This is a genomic window from Lacipirellula sp. (assembly GCF_965279485.1).
GTDB lineage: Bacteria > Planctomycetota > Planctomycetia > Pirellulales > Lacipirellulaceae > Lacipirellula.
In genome coordinates, this window is sequence record NZ_CBDIIC010000002.1 from 3,426,233 (window position 1) to 3,445,655 (window position 19,423).

General features: G+C 63.2%; 14 protein-coding genes. 6 read left to right on the plus strand and 8 right to left on the minus strand.

The window, feature by feature from the left end; translation table 11 throughout:
• Window positions 1-68 precede the first annotated feature (68 nt).
• Together ACQY7R_RS21330 and nadA are read left to right on the plus strand one after the other, a co-directional pair.
• Window positions 69-989 carry a hypothetical protein gene (locus tag ACQY7R_RS21330; protein WP_428307574.1) on the plus strand — a complete coding sequence of 307 codons (921 nt, stop codon included), beginning with the start codon at window positions 69-71 and terminating at the stop codon, window positions 987-989.
• Between the two features lie 281 nt (window positions 990-1,270).
• On the plus strand, window positions 1,271-2,410 hold the full coding sequence (gene nadA / locus ACQY7R_RS21335) for a quinolinate synthase NadA (protein WP_428307575.1): 1,140 nt from the start codon (window positions 1,271-1,273) through the stop codon (window positions 2,408-2,410).
• Between the two features lie 148 nt (window positions 2,411-2,558).
• Here nadA and wrbA read toward each other — a convergent pair whose 3' ends face one another.
• Entirely contained in the window at window positions 2,559-3,173 is a 615-nt protein-coding gene (gene wrbA, locus ACQY7R_RS21340) for an NAD(P)H:quinone oxidoreductase (RefSeq protein ID WP_428307576.1), read from the minus strand.
• A 151-nt stretch (window positions 3,174-3,324) separates the two neighbouring features.
• Between wrbA and ACQY7R_RS21345 the strand changes: the two genes are divergently transcribed.
• The 3 genes from ACQY7R_RS21345 (at window position 3,325) to ACQY7R_RS21355 (ending at window position 8,624) form a co-directional block, all read left to right on the plus strand.
• Window positions 3,325-5,475 carry a spermidine synthase gene (locus tag ACQY7R_RS21345; protein ID WP_428307577.1) on the plus strand — a complete coding sequence of 717 codons (2,151 nt, stop codon included), beginning with the start codon at window positions 3,325-3,327 and terminating at the stop codon, window positions 5,473-5,475.
• Between the two features lie 178 nt (window positions 5,476-5,653).
• Window positions 5,654-6,049 (plus strand): BlaI/MecI/CopY family transcriptional regulator, encoded by a 396-nt coding sequence (locus tag ACQY7R_RS21350; RefSeq protein ID WP_428307578.1) that lies wholly within the window; start codon window positions 5,654-5,656, stop codon window positions 6,047-6,049.
• Window positions 6,050-6,059: 10 nt separating this feature from the next.
• Complete coding sequence (locus tag ACQY7R_RS21355; RefSeq protein WP_428307579.1) at window positions 6,060-8,624, plus strand: M56 family metallopeptidase; 2,565 nt, start codon at window positions 6,060-6,062, stop codon at window positions 8,622-8,624.
• 160 nt (window positions 8,625-8,784) lie between these two features.
• Here the strand turns inward: ACQY7R_RS21355 and sdhB are convergent, their stop codons facing one another.
• The 6 genes from sdhB to ACQY7R_RS21385 all read right to left on the minus strand — a co-directional run bounded on the left by sdhB (window position 8,785) and on the right by ACQY7R_RS21385 (window position 16,925).
• A complete protein-coding gene (sdhB, locus tag ACQY7R_RS21360) occupies window positions 8,785-9,648 on the minus strand; it encodes a succinate dehydrogenase iron-sulfur subunit (protein WP_428307580.1) in 864 nt (287 codons plus the stop codon).
• A gap of 187 nt (window positions 9,649-9,835) precedes the next feature.
• Entirely contained in the window at window positions 9,836-11,140 is a 1,305-nt protein-coding gene (locus tag ACQY7R_RS21365; protein ID WP_428307581.1) for a PQQ-binding-like beta-propeller repeat protein, read from the minus strand.
• A gap of 22 nt (window positions 11,141-11,162) precedes the next feature.
• Window positions 11,163-11,879 (minus strand): hypothetical protein, encoded by a 717-nt coding sequence (locus ACQY7R_RS21370; protein ID WP_428307582.1) that lies wholly within the window; start codon window positions 11,877-11,879, stop codon window positions 11,163-11,165.
• Between the two features lie 76 nt (window positions 11,880-11,955).
• Window positions 11,956-13,959 (minus strand): succinate dehydrogenase flavoprotein subunit, encoded by a 2,004-nt coding sequence (gene sdhA / locus ACQY7R_RS21375; protein WP_428307583.1) that lies wholly within the window; start codon window positions 13,957-13,959, stop codon window positions 11,956-11,958.
• Between the two features lie 88 nt (window positions 13,960-14,047).
• Window positions 14,048-14,908 (minus strand): succinate dehydrogenase cytochrome b558 subunit, encoded by an 861-nt coding sequence (locus tag ACQY7R_RS21380; protein WP_428307584.1) that lies wholly within the window; start codon window positions 14,906-14,908, stop codon window positions 14,048-14,050.
• Between the two features lie 415 nt (window positions 14,909-15,323).
• Window positions 15,324-16,925: a tetratricopeptide repeat protein gene (locus ACQY7R_RS21385; RefSeq protein WP_428307585.1), complete on the minus strand. Its 1,602-nt coding sequence runs from the start codon at window positions 16,923-16,925 to the stop codon at window positions 15,324-15,326.
• A gap of 543 nt (window positions 16,926-17,468) precedes the next feature.
• On the opposite strand from ACQY7R_RS21385, the gene ACQY7R_RS21390 reads away from it, so the two are divergent.
• On the plus strand, window positions 17,469-18,347 hold the full coding sequence (locus tag ACQY7R_RS21390) for a transposase (RefSeq protein ID WP_428303583.1): 879 nt from the start codon (window positions 17,469-17,471) through the stop codon (window positions 18,345-18,347).
• A gap of 50 nt (window positions 18,348-18,397) precedes the next feature.
• Here the strand turns inward: ACQY7R_RS21390 and ACQY7R_RS21395 are convergent, their stop codons facing one another.
• The gene (locus ACQY7R_RS21395) at window positions 18,398-19,141 is read right to left on the minus strand and encodes a hypothetical protein (protein WP_428307586.1); all 744 of its coding nucleotides are present in this window, start codon (window positions 19,139-19,141) and stop codon (window positions 18,398-18,400) included.
• Between the last annotated feature and the right edge of the window lie 282 nt (window positions 19,142-19,423).

Consider the following 19,423-nt stretch of genomic DNA (forward strand, 5'->3'; position numbering starts at 1 on the left):
TCCATCAGCAACTGTCCACGGCATTTGGACAAGTAGAAACAAAGTTGTTCGCACGAGGAGATGTAACGATGACACGCTACACGAAACGAGCCGGCGCGCTGGTTGGCGCTGCCGCATTATTCTTGACGCCGGCGGCGTACGCTCAAGACCTGGGCGGCGCACTCGGCGGCGCTGCGGAGGCCGTAACGGGCGGCACGGGAGCAGCGGTTGAGTCAGCCGCAGGCGTCGCGACGGAAGCGACAAATGCAGGCGCTGGCGCCACGGTCGCTTCGCAGGCTAACTCGGGCGCGGCGAATATTGCCGCGTCGACATCGCAACCAGCCGCCACCGTCGGTGGGCAGACCGCCGTTGGCGCGCCGGTCGCCGCTCCGCCGGTTCCACCAGTTCCGGCGATTCCCGGTCAAGCGGCTGCCCAAGTCGGCGTCGGCGTCGCTCCTGGCCAAGCCAATGTCAATGTCGGAGCTAACACGGCAGTTCAACCTGGCGCTGCGGCCGCTGCGCTCGGTGCGAATGTCGGAGCGGCGAACGTTGGAGCCAACGCCAATGCCAACGCGACGGCCGGCAACGATCGCAATGCTCGCTGGCGCTTCAAGCAACACAACGGCGAGTGGTGGTATTGGAATCCAGGCAACTACTGGCAGTATCACCGAGACGGCAACTGGAGTCGTTACGATCAAGCCAACTACAACTACCCGCGCGGCTACCGCGCCAACGTCGGCGGCGTCTACCAAGGTCGCGGCTATGGCCAGCAGTATAACGGCGGCTATCGTTACGGCGCTGGCTACCGCGGGTACAACGATGGCTACGGCTACGGAAACGGCAACCCTGGATACGGTAACGGCTACGGCCCCGGCTACGGCGGTCAGTACAACGGCAACCAGGGCTATCGTGCCGGCGCCAACGTCGGCGGAGCGATTGGCGGAGCCGTCGGCGGTAACCAGGGCGCCAACATCGGCGCCGCCATCGGTGGAGCCCTCGGAGCCGACTAATCGCATCTTGAGCGGGTGGTAGGGAACAGCCTGTTTCGGTCGTCAGTGTCAGCCCTATCGAGAGACCATGCGGAGAATCTCTCTCCGGCGGGTGGATCGTCATCGACGGTCCGCCCGTTTTTTTATGCGCCGGGGCCGCGAACGTGTCGCCCCCGTGACCTGGCCGCTGCCGTCGGCCCCCATTTCTCATATAATGGGACGACGGCCACAGCAGCCGCTCCCGCACCGATCGTCCGCTAGCCATTCGCCAGCCCATACGCCCCGGCGACCCGTTGAAGCCCATGACCATCGCCGCTCCCCCTGCCCCGCAGTTCGCACTGCAACCTTACAAGTCGCTCTCGAACGACGAGCTCCAGCAGCGGATCGACAAAGTTCGCCAACAACTCGGCTCGCGGCTACTCATCCTTGGGCATCATTACCAGCAGGACGAAGTGATCGCGCTCGCCGACCTGAGCGGCGATAGCTACCAGCTGAGCCAAATGGCCGCCGCCAGCGCCGACTGCCGTTACATCGCGTTCTGCGGCGTCCACTTCATGGCCGAGACTGCTGATATCTTGGCGAACCGGCCGGAGAAGCTCGCCGAGCGTCACGGCGAGCGCGTGCAAGTGGTGCTCCCCGATCTCGCCGCCGGCTGTTCGATGGCCGACATGGCCGGCATCCGCCAGATCGAATCGGCGTGGGATCAACTCGCTGAGGTCATCGACACCGAAGACATCACGCCGGTCACCTACATCAACTCGGCTGCGAGCTTGAAGGCGTTCGTCGGAAGGCATGGCGGCATCGTTTGCACGAGCAGCAACGCCAAGGCGGCGCTCGAATGGGCGTTCGCCCGCACGAGCCGCGTGATGTTCTTCCCCGACCAGCACCTCGGCCGCAACACGGCGACGGGCATGGGCATCCCGCTCGAACAGATGCCGGTGTGGGATCCGTATGCCGACGAACTCGGCGGCAGCACCGAAGAGCAAATCAAAAACAGCCGCGTCATCCTGTGGAAGGGGCACTGCAGCGTTCACCAGATGTTCCGCCCCGAGCACGTCGCACTCGCGCGGAAGAATCATCCCGGCATCAAGATTCTCGTTCACCCCGAATGCCCGCGCGAGGTCTTTGAGCTCGCCGACGAGTCAGGTAGCACTGGCAAGATCATCAAGACCGTCGAAGCGGCGCCGCCGGGGACGAAGTGGTCGATCGGCACTGAGCTGCACCTGGTGAACCGCCTCAAGCAGCAGCACCCCGAGCAAGAGATTCACTTCCTCTCGCCGGTCGTCTGCATGTGCGCCACGATGTACCGCATCGACCTCGCCCACTTGGCGTGGAGCCTGGAGAACCTCGCCGCCGGCACGCCGGTGAACATCATCGAAGTCGACGAGGAAACGTCGAAGTGGTCGTTAGTCGCGCTGGAAAGAATGCTAGAAGTGCAGTAGCGCCAAATGGTAGCCGCGGGGCAACGTCCCCACCGGGACAGCGCGTTTCGGCGTCGCCATTAATTAGCCCCCGGTTCATCAAACCGGGGGCTCGCGCGACGCCGCTTCTCCCCCCGGTTTGAAGAACCGGGGGCTAAAGCGCCCACGCCTACTTCCCCACCAACTTTGCGGTAATCTCCGCCACATGCCGCCCCTGGAACCGGGCGATCGCCAACTCATTCGCGCTCGGCTGCCGCGAACCATCCGCTCCCGCCAGCGTCCCCGCGCCATACGGCGAGCCGCCGGTGATCTCGTTCATGTTCGACAACTCCGCGCAGCTGTACGGCACGCCGACGATGATCATGCCGTGATGGAGCAGCGTGGAATGAAAGCTGGTGATCGTCGTCTCCTGCCCGCCATGCTGCGTGCCGGTGCTGGTGAAGACGCTGCCGACCTTGCCGATCAGTCCTCCCTTCGCCCATAGGCCGCCGGTTTGGTCGAGGAAGTTCCGCATCTGGGCCGCCATATTCCCGAACCGCGTCGGCGTGCCGAAGATGATCGCGTCGGCCTCGGCGAGCTGTGCCGCGGTGGCGATCGGCACGTTGGCAAAGCCGTCGCGAACCTTCTTGGCGCCGGTGCGTTCGAGCGCTGCATCCGGCACTAACTCAGCCACTTGGGAGAGCGACACCTCAGCCCCCGCCACTTCCTTGGCCCCCGCCGCCACCGCCTCGGCCATCTGATGGATGTGGCCGTACATGCTGTAGAAAACGACCTGAATCTTCACGGCAGCGCTCCTTTGCGGTGGGCCCCCGGCTTTGCAAACCAGGGGGCGGCAATTCATTCAATCCCGTCAATCGGGCGAATCATCGCCACCGATCTTACCACTCCCCGGCCCCGCATCTAGCCGCCTGCATTCCGCTGACGAGAATAGGAGGATGAACTCAGACGCCGCTGTGCCCGCCCTCGACAACGCCGCTCCGCCCGCTGTTGCCCCTTCGCCGGCGATCGACTTCGCGCTCGCCGCGACCGCGGCGCTCAGCGCGTGGTTGATCTTCCAAGTCCAACCGATGGTCGCCAAGCGAATCTTGCCATGGTTCGGCGGCGGCACGGCCGTGTGGACGACGGTGATGCTGTTTTTCCAAGCGGCTCTCTTCTTCGGTTACCTCTACGCGCACCTCGCGACGAAGTGGTTTACGCCGCGCCGGCAGGTTCACCTGCATGTCGCCCTGTTGGCCGCGGCGGCAATGCTTGCCGCGATCGTCGGCGTCCTGCCGAGCGACGAGTGGCGGCCTGATGGCAGCGGGCTACCGGCCCTTCACATTTTGGTGATGCTCTCCGCGGCCGTTGGGCTCCCCTACCTCGCGCTATCCGCGACGGCGCCACTCACGCAAGTCTGGTTCGCCCGCATTCATCCGGGCCGTTCCCCCTATCGGCTCTATGCACTGTCAAACGCCGGCTCGCTGGCGGCGCTTCTCAGCTACCCGTTCCTTGTGGAACCTAATCTTGGCGTTTCGACGCAGGGCGTTTCGTGGTCGGCTTTGTTCGTCGCCTTCGCGCTCCTGTGCGCTTGGAGCGCCTTAGCCTCGCTGCGATTCCGCAACCATGTCGTCGCGTCGTCGACTGCCGACTCGTCGGACGCTGCTCTCTCCCGTTCGGGCGCGTTGCAGCGATTCTTTTGGCTTGCGCTCCCGGCGACGGCCTCGGCGGCGTTGCTGGCGATCACGACCTATCTCTGCCAAGACGTCCCCTCGGTCCCGCTCCTGTGGATCGCGCCGATGGTTGTCTACTTGCTGAGCTTCATCCTCACGTTCGACAGCGATCGCTGGTACCGCCGCGACGTTTGGTTTTCGATCGGCGCAATCGCTTCGTTCGCCGCCGTCATTTCCTGGTTTCAGAAGGACGCCGTGCCGCTGTCGACGATGCTCGGCGTGCATCTCGCGCTGCTGGCGGCAATTTGCATGGTTTGTCACGGCGAGCTTGTCCGCCGGCGGCCCGTGGCGAGTCGGCTCACGGCGTTCTACCTGAGCATCGCGGCCGGCGGCGCCATCGGCGGTTTGCTCGTCGGCGTCGTGGCGCCGCTGGTGTTGAGCGATTACTACGAATTGCAGCTGAGCATGTTGTCGGCTTGGGGGCTCGCGCTCTTCGCGATCATCACCGATCCCGCTTCGCCCCACTTCGACGGCGGGAAGCGAGGACGCTACGCCGGCACCCTAGGGATGGCGGGGCTGTTCGTTCTGCTGGTCATTTGCGTGGGCGTCAACGTCGCCAAGCTGCGGGAAGGCGTCTTGCAGCGGGGCCGGAATTTCTACGGCGTGCTCACCGTGCGACACATGAATCAAGGTTCGCCAGACGAGTTTGTGGAACTCTCCAACGGCCGCACGACTCACGGCGGGCAGTTTATCGCGGAAGCGAATCGCCGCGTTCCGATGTGGTACTACCATGCCGATAGCGGCGTCGGAATTCTCATGCGCGAGACTGCCAGCGATTCGCCGCGGCGCGTCGGGATCATCGGTCTCGGCGTCGGCACGCTGGCCGCCTACGCAGAGCCTGGAGAAACGTTCCGCTTCTACGACGTCAATCCGCTAGTCCTCGATTGGGCCGTTAATTTTTTCAAGTATCTCCGCGAAGCGAGCGAGCGTGGCGCGACAATCGACCTGATCGAAGGCGACGCCCGCATCGCCATGGAAAACGAGCCGCCGCAAAACTTCGACGTGCTCGTCCTCGACGCCTTCAACGGCGACTCGATTCCGGCGCACCTGCTCACGCTCGAAGCGTTCGAACTTTACCTAAAGCATTTGAAAGAGCCGGACGGTTTCCTCGCCGTCCACGTTTCAAGCTTGCATCTCGATTTGGTTCCCGTCGTCAAAGCCGCGGCGGAAAAGTTCAATCTGCATGGCGCTATCATCGAGGTTCCGCCCGACGATACGCCCGCCGGCGCGGGCTGCACTTGGGTGCTGTTGAGCCGTCAGCCGAATCCGTTTGCCGATCTCGACGTCGCGATCCCGTTCGGCGAAGGGGCTGGCGCCGTCCCGTCGGTGATCTGGACCGACGATTACAGCTCGCTGCTCGACGTGCTGAAAGACTAGCGCGTTGCTAGCCCCGGGCTCCGCCCGGGGGTGAGCTTCCATGCCGAAGCAGTGTTCCGCGGCAGTGCGCGCTCCCTGCAAGTCGCAAATAAACTCCGCTTGCCAACTATGACGCATGTCGTAATACTACCGCAGTCGTAATTGAGGATTCTCCGCCGCGGCCACAGATGTGCTCGCCATGACTCGAAAATCGCCACTCCCCCGGCTCGCCGCCGGCGAACTCGAAATGCTGCAAATGTTGTGGCGCGAGGGGAGCGTCACCATTAGCGAAGCCCAGCAGGCGCTCGGGCTGCCGATCGGCTACACGACGGTGCAAACGCGGCTCAACCGCCTCGTGAAAAAAGGCGCCGCCGCCCGCACGCCCGAGCGGCCCGCGAAGTATTCCGCCGCCATCTCAGCCGCGAACGTCGGCCAGACCGATCTCGACACGCTCGTCGAGCGGGTCACCGCCGGCCGCGTGACGCCGCTAGTCGCCCACTTGCTCGAGCGGCACCGGCTCTCCGCCACTGAGATCAAGGAATTAAAAGCTCTCGTTGCCGCGGCGGAACGCAAGTCCCGCGGCCGCCAATCGTAGCGAGGTCCGCATGACGCTCGTCGACATCGCCGTTGCCTTGGTTCGCACGACGCTGGCCACGTCGCTTGCCGCGCTCGTCGCGTGGGGGCTGCTCGCAGCGTTGCGCGTGAGTTCCCCGCGCGTTCACCGCATCGCGTGGCTGTTAGTCATCTCCCAAGGCTGGCTCCTCTTCCCCTTCACGATCCAAATCGAATCCCCCGCTCCGTCACCCCCCAAGCGAGCCGCTGGCGTTATGCCAGCGGTAATTGCGGAAGTCGAAGCTGAAGTCATCCCGTTCGAAAACGAAGCCGAATGGGGTCGGGGACATTTTGCGACGGCAGGGCTTCCACCATTGGAGATCCGCCAGTCGCAAAAAGTCCCCGACCCCTTCCTGCTCGCCATCGCCGCATGGCTCTTTGGCGCAATCGTCATCATCATGATCGCCGCTTATCGCTACCTGCAGGTTCTCCGCACGATCCCGCTTGGTTCGCCGCTCGACAATCCACAGTGGCAAGCGGAGTGGAATGCCGCCCGCAGCAGTGCGAAGCTCCGCCGCCATCAAATCGTGACGCTTCGCATTACCGCCGCCCTCGGCCCGCTGCTCCACTGGGCGCCCTGGGCCTACTTCATCCTCGTGCCGCGCCCGCTTTGGAGCAGCTTGGAGGCCGCTGAACGCACGGCAATCCTTCGCCACGAACTCGCCCATCTCCGCCGCGGCGACCTCTGGAACTCGCTCGCGATTCGCGTGCTCGCGCTGCCGCAGTGGTTCAACCCGCTCGCCTGGTTCGCGGTTCGCCGGTTCGACGAAGCCGCCGAATGGGCCTGCGACGACGCCGCAGCCCGCCACGCCGACGATCGCCTCGCGTTCGCCAACTCGCTGCTGCTGTCGGCCGAATACGCCCTCACCCCCTACCCCGCCAGCGCCCCCGCCGCCCGCGGCACGCTGACGCGAAGAATCCATCGCCTCGTGAGTCCGAGATTCAAGGAGGAATCGAAGATGAAACTGCTCATTCTGCCCCTATTGTTGCTTTCCATTACGGCGTTTCAGACGTTTCGGATTGAACGTGTAGCCGTCGCTAAAGAAGCGAAGCCGCCGCTAGAGCCGACGTCTGTTCTCTACAGCGACGCGATTACGCTCGATACGCCCATCGAGGAGCGTCTGCAGCAGATCAGAGCAATAAAGGCAAAGCTGGAGATTCTCCTCAAAGTCCAGCGTAACTTTGAGGGCGCCGCCAAGGCCGAGTACGTCATCGAATCGCCCGATATCGTTACGGTGAAGCTGCGCGGCAAGCGAGCGGTACTTTCGGTGGGAGTGAAGGAGGCTCCAGACGTGCCGGCCGAGTTCTTCGCCGGCAAGCGGTGTTTGGTTTCGACCGATGGGACGATCGATCTCGGCGAGTTCGGTTCCGTAGACGTTAACGGTAAGACCGTCGATGAAGCGATGCGAGCCGTCGCTCGTAAGTTCATGCAGTTTACAAACGGCGTGTCGCTGGTGGTCGAAGAATACAACAGCAAAGTCTGTTACGTGATTGTGGAAGACGCGAGCGGGACGCCCACCGTCACCCGCATGCCGTTGCCTTACCCGCTGCGCAACGATTGCAACGTCGGCAGCGCGATCGCGGCCGAGTTCGCCGCAGGAGACGAGTCCGCTTCGCTGCCCGATCTGTCTCAGTGCAGCATCTACGTCTTGGCTCCTGCCCCGAACGGCGTCGGCGACGGGCAGCGTTACGACGTTGAATGGGACGACGCCAAGTTTGCGCCCAACGAGTACACCAACTTTCCACTGTTCCCCGGCGACCGCTTGTTCATTGCCTTTCCGCGAGATCCGAAAGCTACGAAAACAAAAAGCGACGAGCAACCGGCTCCACCGCTTGTTCCAGCCGAAAACACCTATCGCCTCAAGAACTACGACACCATCAAACTCCGCGTCGAGCGTCCCCACCGCCCCGCCCACACGCTAACCTGGGGCGACATTGAGGGCGAATTTACCGTCGATCATCACGGCGCGGTCGAACTTGGCAGGGACGTGACAGCTGTCCCGATCGCCGGCTTGAGCGTCGAAGAAGCCGAGGCGACGATCGAACGCGAACTTCGCGTAAAATCGCCCGATTGCATGGTGCAACTCAAAGTCGTGGCACTGGCCGCGGAGAAGTTCATCGTCTCCGTTCGGCGCGCCGACGGAACTGAACTGGCCGTTGGCGCTCATCGGCCCAGTTTTTCTTCCGAGCCGGACTTCTTGGAGTTATCCAACTTCCGTTCGTTTGTCGCTGATCTCGCGCCGATCCGCAAAGTCGAACTCGAACGCTCAGGCCCTCATGACAGCGTCGAATTGATCAAGCTTTCCACCGTGTGGCAGGCCATTCGTTTGCCGCAGACGCTAGCCGGCGAGCGCAATGTACGCCCCGGCGATCGACTTATCATTACTGTCGCCGACGAATGTCAGCCGCAGTATCCCCTCCTCTGGATGGAGCCCTGCGACATCGCGGGAGAACGAGTTTATCAGCGAGCGGCGAGGTCGCATTGGAGCCCGACCTTCAACACGCAGTTCGACCATCCCGACGTCCAGCGCCCCGCTGGCGTAAAAATCAGCTTCTAGCCGAAGGCCTGGAGGTCCGGGTGGCATGCTCTCGCCCTCAAAGGCGTGAGCATGCAGAAGCCGCGCAAACGCTTCATCGTGGTTCAATATGTCGACGCTCCCCGACGACATGCCACCCACTGCAAGCACGGATCACCAGTCACGGGTCCCCGATCACCGCCTACGAATCAAACCACTTCGTCAGCATCCGCACCGTCGTCTGCCGACCCGCGCGGGCGATCGATTTGGTGAGCGGGATCGATTTCGGACAGACGGCGACGCAATTCTGGGCGTTGCCGCACACTTGGATGCCGCCCGGTTCCATGAGGGCGTCGAGGCGTTCGGCCTTCTTCATGGCGCCCGTTTGGTTGTCGTTGAACAGCATCGCCTGGCTGATCGCCGCCGCGCCGACGAAACCGTCTTGGAACGCTTCGTTCTCGCGCTTCGTGAAGTCGGCGTCGCTTTCGCCCGGCAGGCGTTCGACTTCGATCTTCGAGTATTGCGGGCACGCCTCGACGCAGCAGCCGCAGGTCATGCACTCGCTGAGCGGATAGCGCGTCCCTTGCATCTGCGGCGACTCGCGCGGGCCGGCGCCGCGATCGAAGTAGTCGTCCACCTCGATCCACGCCTGGACCTTCTCAAGGGCCTGGAACATCCGCCGGCGGTCGACGCACAGGTCGCGCAGCACGGGGAACTTGCTCATCGGCCGCAGTTCGAGTGTCTCGTTGTCTTCGAGCAGCCGGTCGACCAGCGCCGAGCAAGCTTGGCGGGTCTTGCCGTTGATCAGCATCGTGCAGGCGCCGCAGACCTCTTCGAGGCAGTTGCAGTCCCACGCGACAGGCGTCGTCGCGGCGCCGTCGGCCGTGGTCGCCTGGGCGGCGATCTTTTGCAGCACGCCGATGACGTTGAGGTTCGGCTCGTAGGTAACGCGGTGGCGTTCCCAACGGCTCCCCTCGCCCGGGGCCTCCTGGCGCAACACGCGAACTTCGAACGAGTTCGGCTTCTTCGATTCGTGACCGGGCGTAGACGTAGCGTGGGAAGACATCGAAGGTTCCACAAACTGGGCGATTTTCGAGCGTTCTTGCAATTGTAGGAGAATCAGTTCCCCTCGCCAACCGAGGTAGTGGCCAGGGTTCGGGGTTCAGGGTTCAGATTTTGGAACTCGGTTAACAGGCATTTTCCTGAACCCCGAGAACCCTGAACCCTTTCGTTCGCATCATCTGTCGCCGCTTTTACTCCTTTAGATCCACCCGAATCAGTTCCTTATCGTTCCGGGCAAACACGCTTTGCATGGCGAACGCCGGGTGCGACCAGACCGTCATTCGCCGCTGGATGGGCTGCAGCGGCTCGATGAGTTCGGCCCGGCTGATCTCGCGGTAGCCCTCGGGCGAGAGTTCCGCGGTGATCAGTTCGCCTTGCTCGTTGGCGATGTAGACCCGCTGGCCACTCATTTCGCCGTGCGGGATGAGGAAGGCGTTCCACCAGCGACCCTTGCCGGTGGCGTCGAGCGTCTCCCACACCATCTCGCCGTTGTCGGCCTTCAGGCACCGCAGCTGGCCGTAGCTGCTGATGCCGTAGACGTAATCTTCAGTGAAGATCGGCGTCGGCATGATCGAGTGGATGCTGTCGTTCTTCAGGTCGTTGTTTCCCTTGCCCGTGGTCCACAGCACGGTCGGCGTGACGCCGTCGGCGCCGAGATCGAGCATCATCGGCCCTTCGTAGAACGCCGTGACGAACAGCCGATTGCCGACTTGCCGCGGCGTGGCGACGCAGAGCGCCGCCTGCAGCGGGAATGGAACTTCCCACAGCACGGCGCCGGTGGCGGGGTCGAGCGACGACACATGCGAGGCGTGCCAAACGATGAGCTGCCGCCGGCCGCCGAACTCCATGATCACCGGCGGACAGTAGCCGACTTCGGGATCGTCGAGCGCCTGCCAGAGTTCCTTGCCGGTATGTTTGTCGAAACTAACGACAAGCGCCCCGTTCTCGCCGCCGGCGAGGACGATCAGTTGGTCCCCCTCGATCAGCGGCGCCGCGGCGAGGCCCCACGTCGGCAGCTTCGTTCCCACGGCATCGACGAGATATTTCTCCCACACGACGTCGCCGGTAGCGGCCTTCAAGCAAAGCAAGTGGCCGACGGCGCCGAGCGTGTAGACCAACTCGCCGTCGACGGTCGGCGTCGCCCGCGGGCCGAGCGGGTAGCTGATGCCGTACGCGGCGTCGTACGAATGCTTCCACAGCGGCTTACCGTCGGCGGCGTCGAAGCAGAGGACGCGTTCGAGGTTCTCCTCGGCGAGGCGATCGGTGACGAAGACGCGTCCCTCCGCCACCGCCGGGCCGGCGTAGCCTGCACCGATGGGCGACGACCACATCCGCGGCAGTTTGCCCGCGGGCAGCTTTTCGACGACGTTCGCTTCCCGCCAGACGATGTCGCGCTGCGGGCCGCCCCACTGCGGCCAATCGTCGGCGCGAAGCGTGGTCGCCGAAGTGAGCAACGCGATCACAATCAACGCCACACGCGAGCAAGCTGGGGGCATCACGCTTCCTCCGCAGGAGTTGTTACTTCTTCGGAGCAGCGGCAGCCTTGGCGGGCTTCGCCTCGACGCCGTTCAACTGAAAATCGTCCCAGTTGCCGTTGTCGTCGAACGTCCCCAGACCGACCTGGCCCCACGTGAACTTGTCGTCCTTCGCCGCCATCAACGGCTCGTCCATATCGTCGAAGAAGACTTCAATCGTCCCGTCGCCAACATTGCGGACGACGCGCACTTCGTGCCAACCGGTGGTCCACGGCGTTCCTTCGGCCGTCTTCGTCGTGATCGGCGTGCGGGCGGCGCCGTTCACGATGAAGATCTGGCAGGCGTTCGGATCGGACTCGGCGCCGAAGTGGACGTAGTAGTAATGCGTTGGATCCTGGTAGCCCCAGAAAATGCACATGTCGCGATGCGGCCCAGCGTCGACGTTCGTGCTCTGCACCTTCGCGGTCAGCTCGAAATCACCGACGGTGACGTCCTTCAGCAACGCAATGTTCGGCGGGCTGCGAAACGGCGGCTGGTAGGCGCTCTTGCCGGTGGTGCGAAACGCCTTCGTCGGTTTGCCGTCGGCGTTCTTCAAGTCGACGACTTCCCACGTCGGCTTCGCCGGATCGACGTCGGTCGTCTGCCAGCTCTCGATGCCCCCCTCGAAGTCGTCGGCGAAGAGCAGCGGGTAGGTTTCCGCGCATCGCGCCACAGGAATCGCGAGCAGGCACCAGATCGCACAGGTCGACAATATCCGCATGAGATCCTCGTTGAAAAGCGTCCCTGAATGCGCCGTCGCCGTGCCGTTCGCGTTACCCCGATGGCAACGAACGAACTTACGCCCCAGCCGGCTGCGGAGCATTCGCCGCCTTGGCGCCGTTGTTCTTATGCTTCGCTTGCCGTTCCCGCCAAGCTTCTTCGATCATCTCGGCGCCAACCAACCCGTACAGCCGCGGCCGCGGCGTGACGAGCGTCGTGTCAACGTCTTCGTACCGCAAGTGGGGCTCGCCGTTGGCGTCGACTTCCGCGATCGTCGTCTTCAGCCACTTCCGATTCTTCTCTTCGAACTTGTCGCACCATTCTTCGGCTTGGCGGTACTTCTCGGTCGGCGAGGCGTCGGCGTCGATGCCCGGCATGTCGAACGCCGGCTTGTAGTGGGCGCCGCGGCATTCGTCGCGAGCGAGGGCGCCCTTGAGAATCGCCTTCGCGATCGGGAACATATCCCGCAGCGACTTTGTGAAGATGACGTTCTGGTTGGTCCAATTGCCGGTGTCGGAGAGCGAGCAGTTCTTCACCCGCTCGGCGAGGTCGTTCACCTTTTCGATCGCGTCGCGCAGCTGGCCGTTCTCGCGGACCACCGTGGCGGCCTTCGTCATCACGTCGCCAAGCTGCTGGTGAATGAGATACGGGTTCTCGCGACCACCCTGGCGATTGAGCAGGTCGTCGTGCTCAAGCTGCTTCACGGCCCGTTGGCCGCGGAGGAGTTGGTCGTACTTCTCGTCGCTGGCGGAATCCTTCAGCGAGGCGATCGATTTCTGGATGCCAGGCGCGGCGAACAATCCGCTGAAGATGCACGACAGCAGCGAGTTGGCGCCGAGCCGGTTGGCGCCGTGGTACTGATAGTCGCACTCGCCCATGGCGTAGAGGCCGGGGATATTCGTCTGCTGGTTGCGGGGCGAACCGGGGACAAGGCCGCCGGCCGCGGTCCGCTCGTAGTCGGCCCACAGGCCGCCCATCGAGTAGTGAACGGCCGGGAAGATCTTCATCGGGACTTCGCGCGGATCGACGCCCTGGAACTTCTCGTAAATGTGGAGGATGCCCCCCAATTTGCGATCGAGTTCCGCCCGCGAGATGTGTGTCAGATCGAGATACACGCATTGGCGATCGGCGTCGACGCTCAGGCCGTCGTTGACGCAAACGCTGAAGATCTCGCGCGTGGCGATGTCGCGCGGCACGAGGTTGCCGTACTTCGGGTAGCGCTCTTCGAGGAAGTAGTAGCGTTCGTTCTCCGGAATCTGCTTCGGATCGCGCGGGTCGTGCGGCTTCCGCGGCACCCAGACGCGGCCGCCTTCGCCGCGAGCCGATTCGCTCATCAGCCGCAACTTGTCGGCGCCGGGAATGGCGGTGGGGTGAACTTGAATGAACTCGGCGTTGCCATAGAGAGCGCCCGCTTGCGTGGCACGGCTCGCGGCGGCGCCGGTGCAGGCCATCGACATCGTGCTGCGACCGAAGATCAACCCGCAACCGCCCACGGCCAGCACCACCGCATCGGCGGGGAACGCGCGGATTTCCATGTTCACCAGATTCTGCCCGATGGCGCCGCGGCAACGGCCATCGTCGTCGAGCACGGGGCTCAAGAAATCCCAACCCTCGTAGAACGTGATCTTGCCCGCCGCGTGCCAACGGCGAACTTGCTCATCCAGAGCGTACAGCAGTTGCTGGCCGGTCGTGGCGCCAGAGAATGCCGTCCGCTTGAACAGCGTGCCGCCGAAGCGGCGTTGATCGCGGAAGCCTTCGGCCGTGCGATTGAACGGCACGCCGAGCCGGTCCATCAGGTCGATGATCCGCGGACCCCAGTCGGTCATCTCCTTCACCGGCGGCTGGTGCTGCAGGAAGTCGCCGCCGTAGACGGTGTCGTCGAGATGCTTCGATTCGTTGTCGCCCTGCTGGCGAGTCAGTTCGTTAACGCTGTTGATGCCGCCCTGGGCGCAGACGCTGTGCGAGCGCTTCACGGGCGTGAGGCTCATCACGTCGACGTCGACGCCCCCTTCGGCGAGTTGCATCGCCGCGGCCAATCCCGCCAATCCGCCGCCGACTACCAATACGCGTTGCTTTGCCATATTCGCTTACTTTCCGTCGAGATCAGCCAGCCTGGTCGGAGCGAGTCGCTTGCCGGCGGCGCCGTATCGTTTGAGTCCGTGCGTTGAATCAGTTGCCAGCCGCTGCCGAGGCCGCTTCGGCGTCGGGCGTCTCCGCGTCGCCCTCTTCGTCGAGCGGGGCGGCTTCCTTGTGTTCATTCGGTTGGATGTCGCCGGTAGCGATCTTCAGTTCGACGATGCGGTCTTCCTGAGCGCGGACTTCACGCATCTTCTCCGGCGTGTCGACGGCCGCTCGCAATCCAAAGAGCGCGGTGGCACTGACGACCATCATCAACACGCCGAATGCCGAGCAGACGTATGACGCGCGGCGTTGGGCGGTTGGGCTGGTCCAGACGCCCCAGGTGATCCCCATCGTCCAGATGCCGTTGGCCAGGTGATAAACGCAGGCCGTGACGCCGACGATGTACAACGCGACAATCGCGCCGTTCTGCAGGGCCGCGCCGGCAGTGCTGGTGGCGTTGTACGGACGGAACTGGGCGCCCCCCATCGGCCGGACGACGTAGTGCAGCCACGATTCGTTGTGAATCCACCCGTGCATGTGCAGCACGTGGAGCATGATAAAGAAGAAGGCGATCACGCCCGTCGCCCGCTGCAGCGTGTAGCGGTAGTTGGCCGCGTACGGGTAGTTGTGATTGTTGGGCATACCGCCCGCGATGATGAAGAAGCCAAAAATCGCGTGGAACAAAATCGGAATGAAGATGAACCCCCATTCCAGGATCGGCAGCAGGTCGCCGAACTTGTGGATGTTCAGCACGTTGTTCTGGAACGTCGCATCGCCGTTGACGACGCTGGCGTTCACCAGCAGGTGAACCACCATGTAGGCGCCCACGGGAATCAAACCGCAGAGCGAGTGGAGGCGGCGAATCAGAAAGTCGTTGCGAGCCAAAAACGATTGTCGCGAGCTATCCACGGCGGCGTACTTTCCACGCGAGCGGGGCTGAGGCGCATCGGGCGAGGCGCGCAGGCCTCTGGGGGCGCCCTGCCCTGCGGGCGACCCTGCCACAAGCGGTTCAGTATAGGGGACCAGGGTAGAGTGACAAGGCGGCGAACGGGGCCGTTGGGGAGGCCGATCGGGCGGAAGTGAAGTGATTTTCTCTGAAATGTCTTTCCTTTGCGCCTCTGCGCCTTTGCGAGAGATCTTCAAAGGAAGACATGTCTCACGCAAAGGCGCGAAGGCGCAAACGGATTTATGGGAGCCCCTTCGTTTTCCTTGGCGAACCTTGGCGTCCTTGGCGGTTAAAAAAGGAAAGCTCAGCGCAACAAAAAAGGGGCGGGTCGCCATGACCCGCCCCTTTTCGATTTTGACTCTTCAACCAACCAGCGAATTAGTTGCTCGAAGCTTGCTTCTCATTCGCCTCGTCGGCCTTCTTTTGGTATTCGTCGGCCAAGTCGTTCTTGCCCATCTTGCGCAACGCCTCGGCCATCTTGCTGAACATCTTCGGCTGAGGATCGTCCTGTAAGAGCGCGAGCCGGAAGAAGTCAGCCGCCTTCTTGTATTCCTTCATCTTCAAGTAGGCGTAACCGACGTTGTAGTAGTTGTCGCCGACGTCGGGCTCGGAGCGGATCGCGTCGTTAAAGGCCTCGATCGCCCGCTTGTACTCCTTCAGGTCCATGTACGCGCGACCCTTGTTGACGTGGGCCAGGGCGAAGTTCGGAGCCTTGGCGATCGCTTCGCCGTAGGAGTTGATCGCGTCGCGATGATTGCCTTGCTGGTGGTGGGTGAACCCGATCCACAGGAAAATCCGCGGATCTTGGTAGCCGCTGCCCGTGGCAGAGGCTTGCTCGAAGTCGCCGCGAGCCAGATCGGCTTCGCCCATGTAGTACCAGCAAATGCCGCGGTACATGAGCGCATCGGCGACGTACGGCACGTCTTGTCCGGCAGGGACGTCGCTAATGGCCCGCGTGAACGAGTTCACTGCATCGCTGTAGCGTTCGAGCATCCGTTCGGCGCGACCCTTGCGGAAGTAGGCTTGGCCTTGTTCGGCGCGGTCTTCGAACTTGTCGATGACCACGTTCATGTCCTTGATCGCTTCATTGAGTTCCGCCTCGGCCTTCTTCGCGTCCTTCTCCTTCTCGGCGAGCTTTAGACGCGCATCGGCGCGGAGCAAGTAGCCCGTCACGAAGATTTCCGGATCGCCCCCCTTTTCAGGTTTGTAGGCGTCGATCGCCTTCGTCAGCGCTTCCACGGCCTTCGCGTAGTTGTCCTGAAACAGATAGACGTTGGCCAGCACCGCGAAATTCTCGTGATCACCTGGCTCCAACTCCGCCGCCTTCGTGATGTCGGCTTCGGCCTTATCGAATTGGCGCATCAACGCTTGGGCGTAGCCGCGGTTGCGGTACGAACGGGCGTCCTCAGGGTTGGCGGCGATGGCGTCGTCCAGGCGGCGAATCGCCGTCGCCATGCCAGCCGCATCGCCGCGGCTGAAGTTGACCAGGATGTGGCCGATGTTCGAGAGGATCTTGGGGTTCGCCGGGGCGAGCTCCAAGGCGTTGTTGAAGTCGTTGGCCGCGAGATCGATCTGCTGCGTTTCGAGGAAGCACTCGCCGCGACCTAGGAATGCGGCCGCCGAACGCGCGTCGAGATTCAGCGCCTGCGAGTAGGCGTTCGATGCGGTGGCATAGTCTTCCAGTCCCTTTAGCGCGTCGCCTTTACCGACGAACGCTTCCGGGAACGTGCCGTCGGCTTGAATCGCAGCGTTGAACTGCACGAGCGCCGCTTTGTAAGCCGCGGCCTTCGCCTCTTTTTCTTTCGCGGCCTCGGCTTCGGCGAGCGACTTGGCGCCCTGCTCGTAGGCGGTGATCGCCTCTTGCGGACGCATCAACGCCGCCGGCTCCTCTGCCGCCTCTTGAGCGAACGCGGGAACCTGCGAGACAACGACGGCGCAAACGGTGCACGCCGCCCAGAACGATCGCTTAAAACGACTCATGAAAAGTCCCTCGAGGCGAGGAAAAAACAATGGAGCTAGTTGAGAATCAGTGGGAATCGTAGGCATGGCCATCCCGAAAGAGTAGCCTGCGAATGCGTCCCAGGTCGGTTCATGGTAAACGGCCCCAGAATCTGCCGCACGCATTTTGCCCGGGCCGCAGCGGCGATTTCGCCGAATCGGCGCGGTCTGCGCAGAGGGCGAGGATTGTGACGGACCAAGCTTCCGCGGCAGCGGTAACGGACCGAGTCGCATGGCGCCGGTCGTGCCGGCTGTGCCGCGCGTCTAGCCCCGGGCTCCGCCCGGGGGTCGCGTTGCGTTCGGGAACGCGTTGCGGAATAGTTGCCGACCCCCGGGGGGCGGAGCCCGGAGCTAGAATCGCACCGCCAAACAAAAAAAGCCCCCGGCGGAACCGGGGGCTTCGAGAAAACCGAACCTTGAGGTCCCCTCCCCTCAAGGAGGATTATGCAACTGCTAGCAGCGTCTTGAAAAGAAGGAGTCCGCGTTCCACCTTGTCGGTAGCAAACCCCTGACAAGGAGAGTTTTATGGAACGCGAACTCTGGCTGGCACTTTACCTATTAGCGCGCGGATTGGACAAGCGTTGGGGAAGTTGGAAGTACTCGACGGCGGAGATTGTGGCGGTTTACTTCTGGGCGGTGGTGCACGATCGGCCGACGAGTTGGGCGGCGTGTGCCGAGGAGTGGCCGGCTGATCTGCGGCTCGATCCACTGCCGCCGCAGAGCACGCTCAGTCGACGACTGAAGCAGGCGGACGCCGTGGAGTTGTTGACGGCGGTAGAGCAGCAACTGCTGATCTTAATTGGTTTAGGGCGGCAGTGGATCCACATCATCGACGGCAAGGCCTTGGCGGTCAGTCCGATCAGTCAGGACCGGGACGCCGCCTGGGGTCGCGGCGCGAAGGGGAAGCAGAAAGGTTACAAGCTGCACGCCGTGTGGAATGGAGGGCCGTTGTTTACGACGTGGTCGCTCGCTCCGATGAACGTGAGCGAGAAGACCGTCGCGCGTCAGTTGTTCGAATCACTGCCAGGCGGCGGTTATCTGCTGGGAGATACGCAGTACGACGCGAACGGGCTCTACGATGCGGCGGCGCAAGCCGGGTTTCAACTCGTCGCCAAGAAGACGCCCAGTCGCGGTCGCAACGGCCTCGGCCATCGTCGCCAAAGCCCGAGCCGCCTGCGATCGATCGAACTGTTGGCCACGCCGTTCGGCCGCGAGCTCTATCGCGAGCGTGGCGCCATCGAGCGACAGTTCGGCGTCTTGGCAAGCACCGGAGGAGTCTTAGCCCCGCTGCCAGCCTGGGTGCGACGCTTCCACCGAGTCCGACATTGGGTGCAAGCCAAATTCATTCTCAACGGCCTCCGGTGGATCAAAATCCGGCAACCGGAACTGCTGGCACTTGCATAATCCTCTCAAGGGGGAGGGGGCCAGAAGACTCAGGGTGGTCGGTTGCGAAGTTACTGCTTTGCCGCGCCGTGGAACGTGTGCGACGGCTCTTCGTCGTCGGGCGTGGCGACCGCATAGCGGCCGTACGGCTTGTTCGTCCGCGTGTACTCTTCGGCGAAGCCGACCGCTTGCTCGTCGGTGAACTTGCGACCAATCGTCCGCTTCAGGACGCCGAACTCGTAGACGTGAACCACATGGTCCGCCGGAGGGCCGGCAGGAACTGGCGGAGCCGCGGGGGCAGGCGCTTCGGCCTCGGCTTCTTCAGCCACCGGCTCGCGCACCTCACGCGGTTCGCGCACTTCCCTGGGCTCACGCACTTCCCTCACCTCGCGCGCCGGCTTCGGCGCGGCTGCCGGCGCGTCGTTGAACGGCAGATCGTCGTCTTCTTCGTCATCGATACCGTCGGCGAAGCTCAGGTAACCTTTCGGGGCCGCCTCAATCGGGCCTTTGTCGGCCGGGGGCTTCGAGCCTGGGCCGGCTGACTTGGTCGGACGCTTGGGGGCGCCTTCGTCGCGGCGAGATTCCCGCTTCGCGGCTGGCTTCTCCGCCGACTTGTCGCTGCTGCGAGCACGCTTCGGAGCCCGTGACGCCGGCTTGTCTGCCTTCTCCTTCGATTCCTTCCCCTTCGGCGCCGCCTTCTTCTTGACCGGCTTTGCCTTCGGCTTTTCCTCTAGTTCGGAATCATCATCCGCATCATCATCGTCGACGAAGTCGAACTCCTCGCCAAACAAATCGTCATCGTCGTCGTACGGCATGGTCCGGGTCGTCCCAGCATTGGGACGCGGATAGAGGAAACGGCACGCGGAGCAACCGCTCAGACGGCGGCGTGTCGTGCGGAAAGGTGAACCGAACAGTATCGCCCGGAACGGCCTGAGGCGTCAACCACTGGAGGGTACAGTGGTTAGGGTTCGGGGTTCAGGGAATCCGGGGAGTTTTCTGCGGGTTTTAGCTGAACCCTGAACCCCAACACCTGAACCCGTCAGCGCAAGCGGCCGGGGCCCGGAGTTCAGGAATGGCCGTGGCGGCCCTATTGCCTG

Coding starts and splice junctions, on each gene's coding strand:
- ACQY7R_RS21330 (WP_428307574.1), top strand. CDS start 69: ATGACACGCTACACGAAACGAGCCGGCGCGCTGGTTGGCGCTGCCGCA.
- nadA (WP_428307575.1), top strand. CDS start 1,271: ATGACCATCGCCGCTCCCCCTGCCCCGCAGTTCGCACTGCAACCTTAC.
- ACQY7R_RS21345 (WP_428307577.1), top strand. CDS start 3,325: ATGAACTCAGACGCCGCTGTGCCCGCCCTCGACAACGCCGCTCCGCCC.
- ACQY7R_RS21350 (WP_428307578.1), top strand. CDS start 5,654: ATGACTCGAAAATCGCCACTCCCCCGGCTCGCCGCCGGCGAACTCGAA.
- ACQY7R_RS21355 (WP_428307579.1), top strand. CDS start 6,060: ATGACGCTCGTCGACATCGCCGTTGCCTTGGTTCGCACGACGCTGGCC.
- sdhB (WP_428307580.1), bottom strand. CDS start 9,648: ATGTCTTCCCACGCTACGTCTACGCCCGGTCACGAATCGAAGAAGCCG.
- ACQY7R_RS21365 (WP_428307581.1), bottom strand. CDS start 11,140: ATGCCCCCAGCTTGCTCGCGTGTGGCGTTGATTGTGATCGCGTTGCTC.
- ACQY7R_RS21370 (WP_428307582.1), bottom strand. CDS start 11,879: ATGCGGATATTGTCGACCTGTGCGATCTGGTGCCTGCTCGCGATTCCT.
- sdhA (WP_428307583.1), bottom strand. CDS start 13,959: ATGGCAAAGCAACGCGTATTGGTAGTCGGCGGCGGATTGGCGGGATTG.
- ACQY7R_RS21385 (WP_428307585.1), bottom strand. CDS start 16,925: ATGAGTCGTTTTAAGCGATCGTTCTGGGCGGCGTGCACCGTTTGCGCC.
- ACQY7R_RS21390 (WP_428303583.1), top strand. CDS start 17,469: ATGGAACGCGAACTCTGGCTGGCACTTTACCTATTAGCGCGCGGATTG.
- ACQY7R_RS21395 (WP_428307586.1), bottom strand. CDS start 19,141: ATGCCGTACGACGACGATGACGATTTGTTTGGCGAGGAGTTCGACTTC.